At 70.6% G+C, this 13,143-nt stretch carries 13 protein-coding genes; 1 reads left to right on the top strand and 12 read right to left on the bottom strand.

Annotated elements, in window-relative coordinates; all coding sequences use genetic code 11:
• Positions 1-8 precede the first annotated feature (8 nt).
• The 6 genes from dgt to D7X12_RS16385 form a co-directional block, all read right to left on the bottom strand.
• Entirely contained in the window at positions 9-1,457 is a 1,449-nt protein-coding gene (gene dgt, locus D7X12_RS16410) for a dGTP triphosphohydrolase (protein WP_244224596.1), read from the bottom strand.
• 104 nt (positions 1,458-1,561) lie between these two features.
• Positions 1,562-2,230 (bottom strand): DUF2378 family protein, encoded by a 669-nt coding sequence (locus tag D7X12_RS16405; protein ID WP_120626204.1) that lies wholly within the window; start codon positions 2,228-2,230, stop codon positions 1,562-1,564.
• A gap of 79 nt (positions 2,231-2,309) precedes the next feature.
• Positions 2,310-3,758, bottom strand: a complete 1,449-nt coding sequence (locus tag D7X12_RS16400) for a sensor histidine kinase (RefSeq protein WP_120626203.1) — start codon at positions 3,756-3,758, stop codon at positions 2,310-2,312.
• A gap of 272 nt (positions 3,759-4,030) precedes the next feature.
• Positions 4,031-5,677: a GMC family oxidoreductase gene (locus tag D7X12_RS16395; RefSeq protein ID WP_120626202.1), complete on the bottom strand. Its 1,647-nt coding sequence runs from the start codon at positions 5,675-5,677 to the stop codon at positions 4,031-4,033.
• Between the two features lie 120 nt (positions 5,678-5,797).
• The gene (locus D7X12_RS16390) at positions 5,798-6,274 is read right to left on the bottom strand and encodes a hypothetical protein (protein WP_120626201.1); all 477 of its coding nucleotides are present in this window, start codon (positions 6,272-6,274) and stop codon (positions 5,798-5,800) included.
• Between the two features lie 98 nt (positions 6,275-6,372).
• Positions 6,373-6,567, bottom strand: coding sequence for a hypothetical protein (locus D7X12_RS16385; RefSeq protein WP_120626200.1), 195 nt, complete (start codon positions 6,565-6,567; stop codon positions 6,373-6,375).
• Positions 6,568-6,629: 62 nt separating this feature from the next.
• On the opposite strand from D7X12_RS16385, the gene D7X12_RS16380 reads away from it, so the two are divergent.
• Positions 6,630-9,020 carry a glycoside hydrolase family 31 protein gene (locus tag D7X12_RS16380; protein WP_120626199.1) on the top strand — a complete coding sequence of 797 codons (2,391 nt, stop codon included), beginning with the start codon at positions 6,630-6,632 and terminating at the stop codon, positions 9,018-9,020.
• Positions 9,021-9,031: 11 nt separating this feature from the next.
• Here D7X12_RS16380 and sitI6 read toward each other — a convergent pair whose 3' ends face one another.
• From sitI6 to xth, 6 genes are read right to left on the bottom strand one after another with little or no spacing between them, the layout of a single operon-like run.
• Positions 9,032-9,745, bottom strand: a complete 714-nt coding sequence (gene sitI6, locus D7X12_RS16375) for a SitI6 family double-CXXCG motif immunity protein (RefSeq protein WP_120626198.1) — start codon at positions 9,743-9,745, stop codon at positions 9,032-9,034.
• Between the two features lie 15 nt (positions 9,746-9,760).
• The gene (sitA6, locus tag D7X12_RS16370; protein ID WP_120626197.1) at positions 9,761-10,432 is read right to left on the bottom strand and encodes a SitA6 family polymorphic toxin lipoprotein; all 672 of its coding nucleotides are present in this window, start codon (positions 10,430-10,432) and stop codon (positions 9,761-9,763) included.
• The gene (locus D7X12_RS16365; protein ID WP_147443693.1) at positions 10,432-10,683 is read right to left on the bottom strand and encodes a hypothetical protein; all 252 of its coding nucleotides are present in this window, start codon (positions 10,681-10,683) and stop codon (positions 10,432-10,434) included. Before D7X12_RS16365 ends, sitA6 begins: the two co-directional genes overlap by 1 nt.
• Positions 10,683-10,949: a divalent-cation tolerance protein CutA gene (gene cutA, locus D7X12_RS16360; RefSeq protein WP_147443692.1), complete on the bottom strand. Its 267-nt coding sequence runs from the start codon at positions 10,947-10,949 to the stop codon at positions 10,683-10,685. Before cutA ends, D7X12_RS16365 begins: the two co-directional genes overlap by 1 nt.
• A gap of 18 nt (positions 10,950-10,967) precedes the next feature.
• Positions 10,968-12,140 carry a threonine synthase gene (locus D7X12_RS16355; RefSeq protein WP_120626194.1) on the bottom strand — a complete coding sequence of 391 codons (1,173 nt, stop codon included), beginning with the start codon at positions 12,138-12,140 and terminating at the stop codon, positions 10,968-10,970.
• A gap of 14 nt (positions 12,141-12,154) precedes the next feature.
• Positions 12,155-12,925 (bottom strand): exodeoxyribonuclease III, encoded by a 771-nt coding sequence (gene xth, locus D7X12_RS16350; RefSeq protein WP_120626193.1) that lies wholly within the window; start codon positions 12,923-12,925, stop codon positions 12,155-12,157.
• Between the last annotated feature and the right edge of the window lie 218 nt (positions 12,926-13,143).

The following is a 13,143-nucleotide window of genomic DNA, read 5'->3' as shown; positions in this document are numbered from 1 at the left end:
GGCCGGAACTAGGTGGGCAGCTTGATGCCGGACAGGCGCTGGAAGAGCTCCACGGCGCGGCTGTCCGACAGGCCGGAGATGTAGTCCGTCACGCAGAGCAGGCGCCGGTAGGGGCTCAGGCGGCGGATGGCCTCGTCGCGCTCGGGCGGGGCCTCGTCGTCCGCGGCCGCGAACTCCGGACGCTGGAAGCACTCCAGCGGCATCAGCTGCCGCAGCTTCCGCTCCTCGCGGTTGGGCGCCTCCGCCACCACCGCGCAGGCGAACATCTCCAGCAGCCCGCCCAGCGTCTTGAAGCCCGCGCTCTCAATCTGGAGCACGCGCTCGCTCTCGTAGCCGTACCTGCGCGTGAGGTCCGTGATGGCGCCCAGCTTCTTCTTCACCTCGGGGCGCAGCGACCGGAGCGACGTTTCCAGCGTGCCGGCCTCCAGCGCGGCCGCATGCTCCAGGAAGGCGGAGACACACGCGGGGATGAGCTCCCCGATGGCCATGGCGCGCGCCTGCGCCATGCGGGTCTCCAGGTGGCGCGAGGGCCGGGAGCGCGGGGCCTCCGGCAGCAGCGACTCCAGCAGCTCACACGCCTGCTGCATGGGGAGCAGGCCCAGCTTCGCCGAGTCCTCCAGGTCGATGACGGCGTAGCAGATGTCGTCCGCCGCCTCGACGAGGAAGGCCAGCGGGTGGCGGCAGAAGACGCCGGGCTCACGCTCGCGCAATCCCAGCTCCCGGTAGGCCAGCTCCGCCAGCTCCCGGTCGTCCTGGAAATAGCCAAACTTCTTCTCCGACACGATGCCCTTCGCCGGCTCGCGCGAGCCGGGGAGCACCGACGGGCGCGGGTACTTGCTCATCGCGCCCAGCGTGGCGGCCGTGTAGCGCAGCCCGCCCCGGCGCTCGCGCGACTGGAGGCGGTTGAGGATGCGGAAGCCCTGCGCGTTGCCCTCGAAGTCGCGCAGGTCCTTCCACTCGGCTTCCGTCTGGAACGGGCTCGCGCTCCCCGTGCCCGGGGGCGTGAGGCGCTGCTCCACCCAGTGCTGGATGGCGGCCTCGCCCGAGTGGCCGAAGGGCGGGTTGCCGATGTCGTGCGCGAGACACGCCGCCGCCACGATGGTGCCCATGCGCGCGGGCTCCAGGTCCACGCCCTGCTCCCGCAGCCCCAGCCCGGCCTGCTGCCCCAGGGAGCGCCCCACGCACGACGCCTCGATGCTGTGGGTGAGGCGCGTGCGCGTGTAGTCGCTCGTCGAGAGCGGGAACACCTGCGTCTTGTCGTGCAGGCAGCGGAACTCGCTGGAGAAGACGATGCGGTCGTAGTCCCTGTCATACGCGGTGCGCTCATCGAGGAGCCGGCGCGCCGCGTCCGGCGTCGCGGAGGACGCGGCCAGCGTGGGACGGGACTCAGAACCGATGCGCGTGTTCGACAGGAGCCGTCGCCAGCGCTCCGTCCGTTCCTGACTCTCGCTGCTCACCACGGGGCCTCACGCTCGCCGGAAGAAGGGGCGCCGCCATCGTGCTCCGGCGCCCTGTCCGCGCAAGTTCCCGCCAGGTGTTGGCCCGCCCTCGCGGCGAAGTCCTACTGGACCACCCCGCGCCGCGCGTTCGGCTTCCCGGCCGACACGTCGGCGGGAGCGTCCCAGGTGATGACGTACTCGGTGTCGAGCAGGCTCAGCTTGCGGCCCACGATGCGCGGATTCCTCGCGCCCACCATGGTGAGCACCTCGCGCAGCACGCCCTCATGGTAGGGCGGCGGCATGAAGTCGCGCCGCATGACGAACACCGCCTCCCGCGGCCCCTTCCACTCCACCGTCCGCTCGCCGTAGCTCACCGCGAGCCGGTAGCCGGAGGGCAGGTTGGAGACGAGCTTGTGCGTGTCCCCCAGGGCCAGGAGCAGGAAGGTGCGCCCCACCGCGGACTCCAGGAAGCCGCGCGTGCCCTGCATGCCCATCTGCCGCAGGGCTTCATCCACCCCACCCCACCGGGGCGCCAGCACGCGCGCCGCCACCTGGACCATCTGCAGGAAGCTCGACACCGGGTAGTTGAAGAAGCCCACGAACCTGCGCATCTCCGTGGCGGCCCGGCAGGTGGCCACCGCCTCCTCGCCCAGGCTGGCGCGCACCGACTCCAGCACCCCCAGGAAGAACATGCCCCGTGCGGTGTCGTGCTCGGTGGCCGCCATGCGCCGGACCGCCCAGTCCGCCTCCACCAGAGGGGCCGCCTTCGGGGTCTTCACCTGAGCCTGCATGCGACCTCCATGACCACGTGGGGCTGCCCATCGCACAGTCTGAAGCCACTCTCAGTCTGAAGCCACTCTGACGCGGACGCTAGGGATGCGCCGGCAGCGCGTGCTTCGGCGTGCGCGCGTCGGGGAACAGCACGGTGAAGCGGGAGCCACAGCCAAAGTCGCTCTCCGCCTGGATGCGGGCGCCGTGACCCTGCACCAGCCGCTTCACGATGGCGAGCCCCAGTCCGGTGCCATGCAGCTTGGTGGTGAACATGGGCTCGAAGATGCGCTCCAACATCGGCGCGGGGATGCCGGGCCCGTCATCCGTCACGCGCAGGCTCCAGCCGCCACCCTCCCGGGCGTCGGCGTACACGCACACCTCGCCCCCGCGCTCCGGAGGGATGGCCTCCACCGCGTTCTGGATGAGGTTGATCAGCACCTGCCGGAACTGCTCCCGGTCCAGGGACGGCACCGGCAGCCCGTCCTGCACCTGGTTGTTCACGCGCACGCCCTCGCGCACGGGCACCACGCTGATGGCTTCCTCCACCAGGGGCCGGAGCGGACACGGCCTGACGCGGGGCGCGCGGCCCTTCGCGTAGTCCAGCAGGTTGCAGACGATGGACGAGCACGCCTGCAGCTCCCGGTCGATGATGTCCAGGAAGCGCGGGATGCGTGGATCCAGGGCGCCGTCCCCCGTCCTGCGCAGGCGGCGCACGATGAAGCCGTGCGCGGTGCGAGCCGCCGCCAGCGGGTTGCGCAGCTCGTGGCTGACGCTGGCGGTGAGCTGCCCCAGGGACACCAGCCGCTCCTGCCGGGCCGCGTGGTCGCGGTAGGCGTAGACCTCCCGCACCGCGGCGTCGAGCTGTCCCGTGCGCAGCGCCAGCTCCCGCTCGCTCGTATGTTCCGACAGGGCCTGGCGCCGGGCCTTCTCGCGCAGCTCCCGGAGGGCGTCCCGCGACGCGATGGACAGCACCGCGGCGATGACCGCCACCCAGAGGCCGTGCTCCAGCAAACGCCAGCCGTCCGCGGGGAGCAGGCCCAAGAGAGACCGCGGCCACAGCGCGCCCCGCACGGCGTGGTCCACGACCAGGGTCCCCACGGCGGTGAGGAGCACCTTCGGGTCGCGGTAGAAGGCCAGCACCGCCAGCGAGCCGAAGAGGTGGGAGTGCGTGGAGAGGCGCCCGCCCGTCAGGTGGATGAAGAGCGCGGACCAGAGCACCTGGCACACCGCCACCGCGTGGCGCGTGCCGGCCTCCCCCGGGCGGAGCAGCGTGAGCATCACCGGCAACAGGCTCAGCGCCGCCCCCAGCAGCACCGCTGTGGCCAGGTGCGGCGTGTGCGTCCGGCCCTCCCACGCGGCGGGCGAGACGAACACCGCCACCAGCACGGCGAGGGCCCACTGCCCTCCCATCAGCCAGGTGAACAGCGCATCCACCCGCCCTCGCGCTTCGCGCAGGTGCAACGCCAGGAGCGCCGCCGTCCGTGCCTCCAGTCCCTGGGAGGCAGGCGCCACCGCATGCGTGGAATTGGCTGACGTGGACGAAGCCATCTCTTCACCCGGCCGCGATGATGGCGGAAGCGATTGATCCTGGAAAAATGGATTACACGCCATTTCCAGGACCAACCATGCTGCTCCAGGGCACCCTGAGTGACCGCGCGTGAACACTGCCAGTCCCCTCCCGGGCCGGCCCTTCAGCGCATTGCTCGGGTGGATTCCGAGCGAAAGGCGGAGCCTGACACAGCCCCTGTGACGCGTGCGCGGACGGCGACCCGGCCTGCGGTACGAGGACGGTGCTCACCCCACGTCACGAGGGGGCCACGTCAGGGCAGCGCGGCGAGCGGCTGGGAGTGCGGCACGTCGAGCGTGGCGTCGGTGTCGCCTCGGGGCAGCTCGCGCGCGGCGGGGATGAAGGTCATCGCGCGCTCAGCGAGGGCGGTGATGGTGAGAGAGGGATTGACGCCGGGGTTGGCGGAGATGGCCGCGCCGTCCACCACGTAGAGCCCGTCATAGCCATACAGGCGGTGGCGCGCGTCGATGGCGCCCGTCTCCGGGGAGTCTCCCATGCACGCGCCGCCCAGGATGTGCGCGGTGGTGGGGATGCCCATGAGCGTCTCGCTGACCATCGTCATGGGGTAGCCGTCCAGCTTGTCGGCCACGCGCTTCGCCAGGTCGAAGGCCTCCGGCATGTTGGCGGTGGGCGCGGAGCCCTTCTGCAGGCCGGTGGTGAGGCCGGTGCGGAAGCCGGTGGTGAGCGCGCGGCCCCGCCGCATGCTCAGGTGCCCCTCCATGGTGCGCATGTACAGGAGGATCATCGTGCGGCGCGCGAAGTCCGGCACGAACCACGCCTGGAGGAAGCGCAGGGGGCGCCGCGCGAGCAGGCCCACGAGGCGCGCCATGCGCGACCACGCGGTGGCGCCGGGGACGTGGGGCGCCATCAGCAGGCGGAAGAAGCCGGAGCCGGCCGGGTAGCGCACGGGCTCCAGGTGCGAGTGCTCATCGGTGTGGAGGATGGACCCGATGGCGATGCCCTTGGACAGGTCCTGGTCCTTGCGGCTCTTGCCGCTGACGATGCCGATGAGGGCCTCGGAGTTGGTGCGCACGCCGTCGCCCACGCGCGGGGACAGCTTCGGCAGGCCGTCCGGCCGGTCCTTGAGCTTGAGCAGGAGATCCATGGTGCCCAGCACGCCGCCAGCGAAGATGACGTGCTTCGCGGTGAAGCGTCGCGTCTTCCTGAAGAAGCCCGTGCCCTCCTTCGCGGTGACCTCGTAGCCGTCGCCGTCGGGCAGGGGGCGCACCCACGTCACCTCCGTGTCGGCGTGGAGGGTGAGGCCGCGCTTCTGGGCGAAGTAGAGGTAGTTCTTGTCGAGCGTGTTCTTCGCGCCGTGGCGGCAGCCCAGCATGCAGCCGCCGCACGCGATGCAGCCGGTGCGCTCCGGGCCCTCGCCGTTGAAGTAGGGGTCCTTCACGGTGACGCCGGGCTCGCCGAAGTAGATGGCCACGGTGGTGGGCTGGTAGTCGGTGCGGCCCAGGTCCTCACCCACGGCCTTGAGCACCTGATCCGGGAAGGTGTTGAGCGGGTTGACGGTGGCGCCCAGCATGCGGCGCGCTGTCGCGTAGTGCGGCGCGAGTTCCTGCTTCCACTGCGCCAGGTGCCCCCAGGAGGAGGCATCGAAGAAGTCATCCTTCGGGATGGGCAGGGTGTTGGCGTAGACGAGCGAGCCGCCGCCCACGCCGACGCCGGACAGCACGGTGACGTGGCGCAGGAACGTCATCTTGAACAGGCCGCGCCACCCGAGCTGCGGCATCCACAGCCAGCGCTTCAGGTCCCAGTTCGACTTGGGGAAGTCCGGGCCCTCAAGGCGCCGGCCCTTCTCCAGCATCACCACGCGATAGCCCTTCTCGACGAGCCGCAACGCGCTGACGCTGCCGCCAAACCCCGAGCCGATGATGAGCCAGTCGCAATCCATGACGTCCTCCGTCCGGGGTGGGGCCGCACACCCCGGAGGTCCGCACTGTACGCCAACCGCGCGGGCTGTCCGGTGGGGCGCACGCGCTCCGGGAGGAAGGCGCGGCCTGGACGGCGGGTGCTAGCGCTTCGTGGCCTGCTTCCTCGCCCGGCGCGCGGCGGGGGTGTTGGAGACGAACTGATTGCCCGCGCGGGAGCCGGTGCGCTTGCGGCGCTCGGTGGCCTTCTTCTGCGCCGGGCTCAGGTGGGCCCAGGCGTCCTTTGGAAGGTAACGCGCGGTGGTGCGGCCGTGCCGGGCGCGGGGGCTCCCGTCCTGGGTCTGCCACTGCTCCGCCGTCCATGACTTCAGGTGGCGCTGCGTGCCCGAGCGCGAGCCCTGGTAGCCGCCCCCGGCCTTCTTGTACTCGCTGGCGAGGAGCTGGGCCTTGCGCGCGCTCCACTGCCCGGGCTGGCCTCCCTTGTCGCCCTTCATGATGCGTTTCTTGAGGCGCTCGCGGAGCGCGGGGTCGGTGTACCGGGTGGTACCGGCCGCGGCGTGGCTCTTGCGGGCGGTCCGCTTCGCGGGTGCGGCGGTGGCGTGCTTGCGACGGGTGGCCATGGGGGCTCCTCGGCTTGACGCCAAAGGTACGGATGCCCCGGGGGCGCGAGGTGACAGGGCGCGGGCCTCCGCTCCGTCGCCCGCCCTCCTGGCGGGGGTCAGCCGGGCCCGGAGCCTGGCGGTGGGGCCGGGCGGAACAGGTGGCACGCGCGCACCGGCTGGGGCGCGTACTTCTGGGGGAGGAGCGGACAGAGGATGAAGGTGGAGGTCCGCGTCTGGACGTACTTGGGGGGCGCGGCGCAGCGGTGGCAGAGGCTGTCCGGGAAGGGCAGGGGCTCGGGGGGCGGCGTCATGGCGGCGACAGCATGGCACGAGGACGCGTGCGGGCACCGGCGTGCTTCCTAGATTGCGAGGCATGCACATCGACGACGTCCTCATCGAGCCCTCCCGGTTGCGCCTCTCCGGTCGCCACGCCGTCCTGGAGGTGTCGAGTCCCCTGCCGGGGGTGCTGCGGCTTCGTCACGCGCCCGTCTCTTCGGAGGTGGGCTTCCTGCATCCCGAGCTGCCCGGCAAGCGTTCCTGGGCGGTGACGGCGGACGGGGCGCGCCCGCTGGAGGTGAAGCGCGACGCGGAGCGCGTGCACGTGAGCGCGGAGGGCATGTCCCTGGAGGTGGACGTGGAGACGGGGACGTGGCGCTTCCGGGACGCGGGAGGGCGGGAGCTGGCGCGCAGCCTGGGCGTGCACGGCGAGGTGAAGGCCGCGTATCCGATGAGCCGTCACCGCTCGCGACTGGTGCTGCGGGCGCACCCCGGGGAGCGCTACCTGGGCTTCGGCGAGAAGGTGGGCCCGCTGGACAAGCGGGGGATGCACTTCACGTTCTGGAACACGGACGTGATGCCGCACCACCCGGACACGGATCCGCTCTACCAGTCCATCCCGTTCTTCGTGGGCCTGCGCGAGGACGTGGCGTGGGGGTTCTTCCTGGACGAGTCCTGGCGCTCGGAGGTGGACGTCGCGCGCGCGGACGGGACGCAGGTGACCTGGGAGTCGTGGGGGCCGGAGCTGGACTGCTACCTGTTCGTCGGGCCGGGGCCCGCGGACGTGGTGCGGCGGTACGCGGCGCTGACGGGGTGCCCTCCCCTGCCCCCGCTGTGGAGCCTGGGCGCGCAGCAGAGCCGCTGGGGCTACGAGAGCGCGGACGACGTGCGCGGCGTCATCCAGGGGTACCGGCAGCGGGGGCTGCCGTTGGACTGCGTGTACCTCGATATCGACTACATGGATGCCTACAAGGTCTGGACGTGGGACGGGGCGCGCTACCCCGATCCAGCGGGGCTCGTGAAGGAGGCCGCGGCGCAGGGCGTGCGGGTGGTGCCCATCGTGGATCCAGCGTTGAAGCTGGAGGAGGGCTGGGCGCTCTACGAGGAGGCCCGCTCACGCGACTACCTGGTGCGCTACGACCGGGGCGGCGTGCTGGTGGGCGAGGTGTGGCCGAAGCCGGCGGTGTTCCCGGACCTGACGCGGCCGGAGGTGCAGCGCTGGTGGGGCGGCCTGCACCGCGACTTCGTGGAGCTGGGCATCGCGGGGTTCTGGAACGACATGAACGAGCCCTCGTGCTTCGCGGTGCAGCCGGACATGGGGATCCTCACGGTGACGAGCCAGCGCGCGGAGGGCGTGGGCAAGGTGGAGGGGCCGACGCTGCCCTACGACGCGCGCCACGGGGACCGGCGGCACCTGGAGGTGCACAACGTCTACGCGCTGGGCATGGCGAAGGGGGCCTTCGAGGCCCTGCGGGAGCTGCGTCCTGAGGCGAGGCCCTTCGTGCTGACGCGGGCGGGGTACGCGGGCATCCAGCGCTACGCGGCGGTGTGGACGGGGGACAACTCCAGCCACTGGGCGCAATTGGAGACGTCGCTCGCGATGCTGATGGGGCTGGGATTGGCGGCGGTGGCCTTCACGGGGGTGGACATCCCCGGCTTCATCGGGCGGGCGAATGGGGAGCTGCTGGTGCGCTGGATGCAGGCCGGCACGTTCTATCCGCTGATGCGCAACCACGCGGGCAAGGGCACGCCGCCGCAGGAGCCGTGGCGTTACGGGGAGCCGTACCTGACGCTGGCGCGCGAGGCGCTGGAGCGGCGGTACCGGCTGCTGCCCACGCTGTATACGCTGATGCACGAGGCGTCGCAGACGGGGATCGCCCCCATGCGGCCGCTGCTGATGGAGGCGCCCGGGGACGCGGACGCGGTGGGCGCGTTCGATCAATTCCTGTTCGGGCAGGACCTGTTGGTGGCGCCGGTGGTGCGGCCGGGTCAGACGAAGCGCCTGGCCTGGCTGCCGGCGGGTGCGTGGCTGGAGTGGCCGGGGCTGGAGGGTACGGGACAGGTGACGGAGGGAGGACGGTACGTCATCGCGGACGGGCCCCTGGACACGGTGCCGGTGTGGCTGCGAGCCGGCGGCGCGGTGGCGCTGACACAGCCGGCGCTGCACACCACGGACGCGAACTGGAAGCACCTGGAGTGGCACGTGCACGCGGCGCCGGAGATCCGCGGCCGGCTCTACGAGGACGCGGGCGACGGATACGGAGCGTCACGGCTCACGGTGCTGCGCGGCGGACTGACGGACGGTGTGCTGCGATTGGAGCGGAGCGACACGGGGGCGCTGGCACGGGCACGGTCGGAGGAGACGGTGCGCGTGTATGGGTTGAGGTCCGTGAAGCAGGTGACGGGGGCCCGTGAGCACCGGTTCGAGGATGGGGTGCTGGAGGTGAAGGTGGCGGCGGACTGGACGCGACTGGAGGTCGAGCCGTAGCGCACGCGGGGTCAGGCGACCGGTACTTCCTTGAACACGACTCCCTCCAGCCCGAGGCGCGTGACGGCGTCCGCGAATCGCTCCGTGGCGATGATGACGGTGGTGAAGTCCGCCAGCCGGAACAGGTCCTGTCCCGCGGGCAGTGTGCTTCCATCCAGGATGGGCGCGTCGGGAAGGCCGTCGCCCTGACGTCCGCAGCGCTCACAGGGGCGCTCACGGCCCCCCGGGAAACAGCTGTCGTGCAGGCGGCCATGGGGATGGAGTTCGACCTCCAGCAACTCCGGCGCGAACTTTCCTCGGAAGCTCAGGTCCATCTTGCTGGTCCTGAGTTCGATGCCGGCTTCTTCGCGGAGTCGCTCCATCGCCTCACGCTGAAGGACCAGCCGCCAGGGGTACGGCAGATGCAAATCCCCCCATTTGCCAGTTGCCTTGCCGCTGTACAAACCGAACTCGGCGCCCGGCAGGAGTGGAACATCGAAGGGCACTTGAGGCCGCAGCAGTCGGCGAAGCCGTTCGTACTCTTCGAGCGGCACCTGCCTTGCCTCTGCAAGTTCATGTCGGTGAGACCATCCGGAAAGGTCCACGGACGGGTAGGCCTCCCCCAGGCCGCCGCGACTGGCTTCGCACACCGGGCAGAGTCCCCCTGGAAGGCCCCACCGATGGGCACCATTCAGGAAGCCACTGAAGCGTGGCCCCTCCGCAGGAAGAAGCTCGAAGAACTTCATCAACGCTCCTGGGGTCTAGTGAAGGGAGTAGTAGGGAACAATGGGCCCCATGATGTCGAATTCGATGATCATTCGGGTCAACTGATCCTGGATTTCCTTCGGAGTCGCGAGCGGCTTCATGCGAGCGAAGTCACGCCACGCTTGGTTCCAGGGGCCACCTCGTCCACCTCGTCCGTGCAGTCTCACGTGCTCGGAACGCGGGATGATCATCGTGAGATCATGCACGTTGATGCCCGCCTGCCGGTTGAAGAACCGCGCGAGTTCCTCTGCTTGAGGATAGAGATGGTGACGGACCCAGCCCGAACCCGAAGGCTTTCTACCATCCGTGGGTGCGGGGGCTGGCGGGTGGTCGTACCAGCGGATGACGAAGATGGCTTCGCGGTCCCCCGGCAGGGGCTGGGCGCGGCCCCAGTTTCGCCGGGGACCCGAGCCCGGAGCCGCTGCGGCCGGAGGCCGGACACCGCCGCCCCGTGCCAGCAGCGCTCCCGTGTCCTCACAGCGGTAAAGGCCACAGAGGTCGTCAGCGCAGACCAGGGTGACGCACCGGTCCTCCTCGGCACAAGCACCCTCCGCGGAGTGCTGCGTCTCGCGCCAAGCGTCCAGCGCAGGCAGGGGAGCCGCCGCGCAGCCCTCCACGAGCATCGTCAGCAGGAGCAGCGCGAAGACGCCCGCTGGCGGGCATCGCATCAGAGCGTGCCCGGCGGGAACGGCAGCACCGGCGCGTAGCCCCCCGGTGAAATCGGGCCCAGGTGTTCGAGCACGGAAGCGTAGCGGGCATCCCCGGGCTTCAGGATGAACAGCGCCTCTCCGACGACGGCGCCCGGGCCCTCGGCCCGCATCCGGAGCTCCAGCGTGCCGTCCGGCCGCAGGTGGGCCGAACCGACCGGACGGGGCGGCTCAGGCTCCGGCATGCCGGGCGGACGTGGAGGGCGTTCCATCAAAACTCCTTCACTTCCCAGTACACCGCCGACCTGCTCTTGAACGTCGGCGCCTTGAGGTACTCCTGGACCGCGTTCAACCGGTCCGTCTTGAAGGTCAGCACGACGATCTCGGACTGCTCCACTGCACCTACCGAAACGAAGCTCTTCATCACGACCTGGAAGTTCACCGACCGCGCGAGCTTGTTCTCCAGCAGCGACACCCTGCAATCCTCGGCAGCCCGCCAGTCATCAAACTCAACCTGGATGAAGTGCATGTCTTTCATCCTACCCCCCTCTGCGGCTCACCACAGCGGCGCCATGTTCTCCACGTACTTGAACCCCGTGCCGGTGTTGAACACGACCACGGATTCCTCCGGGCTCACCTCCCCCGCGGCGTGGAGCTTCTTGAGCGCCGCCACGCACGCGCCGCCCTCGGGCGCCACGAAGAGCCCTTCGGCGGAGGCGATGTCCTTGGTGCCCTGGACGATCTCCTCCTCCGTCACCGACACCGCCGTGCCGTGGCTGTCCTTCACCGCGCGCAGGATGAGGAAGTCGCCCAGCGCCTTGGGCACCCGCAGCCCGTGCGCGTGCGTCGTCGCCCCCTGCCACATCGGCGCGTCCGGCCGGCCTTCCGCGTGCGCCTTCACGATGGGCGCGCAGCCTTCCGCCTGCACCGCCACCATCCGGGGCCGCTTCGCGCCGATGAGCCCCATCGCCTCCATCTCCTCGAAGGCCTTCCACATCCCGATGAGCCCCGTCCCGCCGCCCGTCGGGTAGAGGATGACGTCCGGCAGCGTCCACCCGAGCTGCTCCGCCAGCTCGTAGCCCATCGTCTTCTTGCCCTCGACGCGGTAGGGCTCCTTCAGCGTCGCGCACTCGTACCAGCCATGCTCCTTCGCGAGCCCCGCGCACACCCGACCGGCATCGGAGATGAGCCCCTCCACCGTCTCCACATGCGCGCCGTACGCTCGCGTCTCCATCAGGAACAGCGACGCGATGTCCTTCGGCACGAAGACGTGCGCCTCCATCCCGCCCCGCGCCGCGTATGCCGCCAGCGCGCTGCCCGCGTTCCCCGCGGACGGCAGGCACACCGCCTTCGCCCCCAGCGCCTTGGCCATCGACACCGCGGCGGACAGGCCGCGCGCCTTGAAGGAGCCCGTCGGGTTGCCGCTCTCGTCCTTCACCAGCACGCGCTTCAAACCCAGCCACTCGCCCAGCCGGGGCGCGGGCAGCAGCGGCGTGAAGCCCTCGCCCAGGCTCAGACGGTGCGCCGGGTCTTCCACCGGCATCACCTCGTGGTAGCGCCACATGGAGCGCTCGCGCGTGGGCAGCGCTTCCTTGCGCAGCGTGCGCGCCGCTCGCTCCAGGTCATAGCGGGCGAACAGCGGCGCCTGACACGCCGTGCAGAGGTTCCACACCGCGCCCGGCGCATACGTCCGGTCGCACTTCGTGCAATCGAGTCGGAGGACAGACATGCCCCCGACTCTACTCAGTCCCGCAACTCCAGCCACACCGGCGCATGGTCCGACGGCTGCTGGCCCTTGCGCTCCTCGCGGTCCACGTCACACGCCGTGAGCCTGGGCACCAGCGGCGCCGTGAGGAACAGGTGGTCGATTCGCACGCCCCGGTTCTTCGGGAACGCCAACATCCGGTAGTCCCACCAGGAGAATTTCTGCTCCGTGGGGTGCAGGTGGCGGAACGCGTCCGTCAGCCCCCACGTGCACACCTGCTGCAACACGTCCCGCTCGCGCAGCGTGAACAGCGTCTGGCCTTCCCACTGCGCCGGGTCGTACACGTCGATGGGCTCCGGCGCGATGTTCCAGTCCCCGCCCATCACCAGCGGCTCGTCCGGCTTGTGGCGCGACTCCAGGTAGCGCTTCAGCCGGCGGTACCACTCCAGCTTGTACACATACGCGTCCGAGTCCACCTGCTGCCCGTTGGGCGCGTACGCGCTCACCACCCGGATGCCGCCCACCGTCGCCGCGATGAAGCGCGCGTGCGTGTCATCCACGCCGTCCGACAGGCCGCGCACGACATCCGTGGGCTCCTGCTTCGCCACGATGGCCACGCCGTTGTACGTCTTCTGCCCGTGCACGGCGGCGAAGTAGCCCGCCTCCTTCACCGCATCGAAGGGGAAGTCCGCATCGGTGCACTTGAGTTCCTGCAGGCAGAGCACGTCTGGCTGGGCGCTCTTCAACCAGTTGACCAGCCGCTGCTGCCGGGCCCTCACCGAGTTCACGTTCCAGGTCGCGATTCGCATCGCCGCCGACCGTCGCACGCGGCCCACGCCCCCTGCCACGCTTTTCCCCGCCGCTGTGGCTGGGGGGACACACCCGGAGTGCCCTCCCAGGGGAAACCCGGTTGGCACACCCGTCGCAATAGCCCCATCCGGGACGCCGCTCCAGGCGCCCCGCTTCCGCCCGAGCAGCCCCGAGGGATGGCCATGAACCCGAAGTCGCGCACCCGGACCCGCCCCAC

It is taken from the genome of Corallococcus sicarius (assembly GCF_003611735.1).
In the GTDB taxonomy this organism is placed as follows: Bacteria; Myxococcota; Myxococcia; order Myxococcales; family Myxococcaceae; genus Corallococcus; species Corallococcus sicarius.
Note: the sequence above shows the minus strand (reverse complement) of the source record. Positions and strands in the feature narration are given on the sequence as shown.

Excerpts from the sequence above, each read along its gene's own strand:
- D7X12_RS16405 (WP_120626204.1), bottom strand. The coding sequence starts at position 2,230 with ATGCAGGCTCAGGTGAAGACCCCGAAGGCGGCCCCTCTGGTGGAGGCG.
- D7X12_RS16400 (WP_120626203.1), bottom strand. The coding sequence starts at position 3,758 with ATGGCTTCGTCCACGTCAGCCAATTCCACGCATGCGGTGGCGCCTGCC.
- D7X12_RS16395 (WP_120626202.1), bottom strand. The coding sequence starts at position 5,677 with ATGGATTGCGACTGGCTCATCATCGGCTCGGGGTTTGGCGGCAGCGTC.
- D7X12_RS16390 (WP_120626201.1), bottom strand. The coding sequence starts at position 6,274 with ATGGCCACCCGTCGCAAGCACGCCACCGCCGCACCCGCGAAGCGGACC.
- D7X12_RS16385 (WP_120626200.1), bottom strand. The coding sequence starts at position 6,567 with ATGACGCCGCCCCCCGAGCCCCTGCCCTTCCCGGACAGCCTCTGCCAC.
- D7X12_RS16380 (WP_120626199.1), top strand. The coding sequence starts at position 6,630 with ATGCACATCGACGACGTCCTCATCGAGCCCTCCCGGTTGCGCCTCTCC.
- sitI6 (WP_120626198.1), bottom strand. The coding sequence starts at position 9,745 with ATGAAGTTCTTCGAGCTTCTTCCTGCGGAGGGGCCACGCTTCAGTGGC.
- sitA6 (WP_120626197.1), bottom strand. The coding sequence starts at position 10,432 with ATGCGATGCCCGCCAGCGGGCGTCTTCGCGCTGCTCCTGCTGACGATG.
- D7X12_RS16365 (WP_147443693.1), bottom strand. The coding sequence starts at position 10,683 with ATGGAACGCCCTCCACGTCCGCCCGGCATGCCGGAGCCTGAGCCGCCC.
- cutA (WP_147443692.1), bottom strand. The coding sequence starts at position 10,949 with ATGAAAGACATGCACTTCATCCAGGTTGAGTTTGATGACTGGCGGGCT.
- D7X12_RS16355 (WP_120626194.1), bottom strand. The coding sequence starts at position 12,140 with ATGTCTGTCCTCCGACTCGATTGCACGAAGTGCGACCGGACGTATGCG.
- xth (WP_120626193.1), bottom strand. The coding sequence starts at position 12,925 with ATGCGAATCGCGACCTGGAACGTGAACTCGGTGAGGGCCCGGCAGCAG.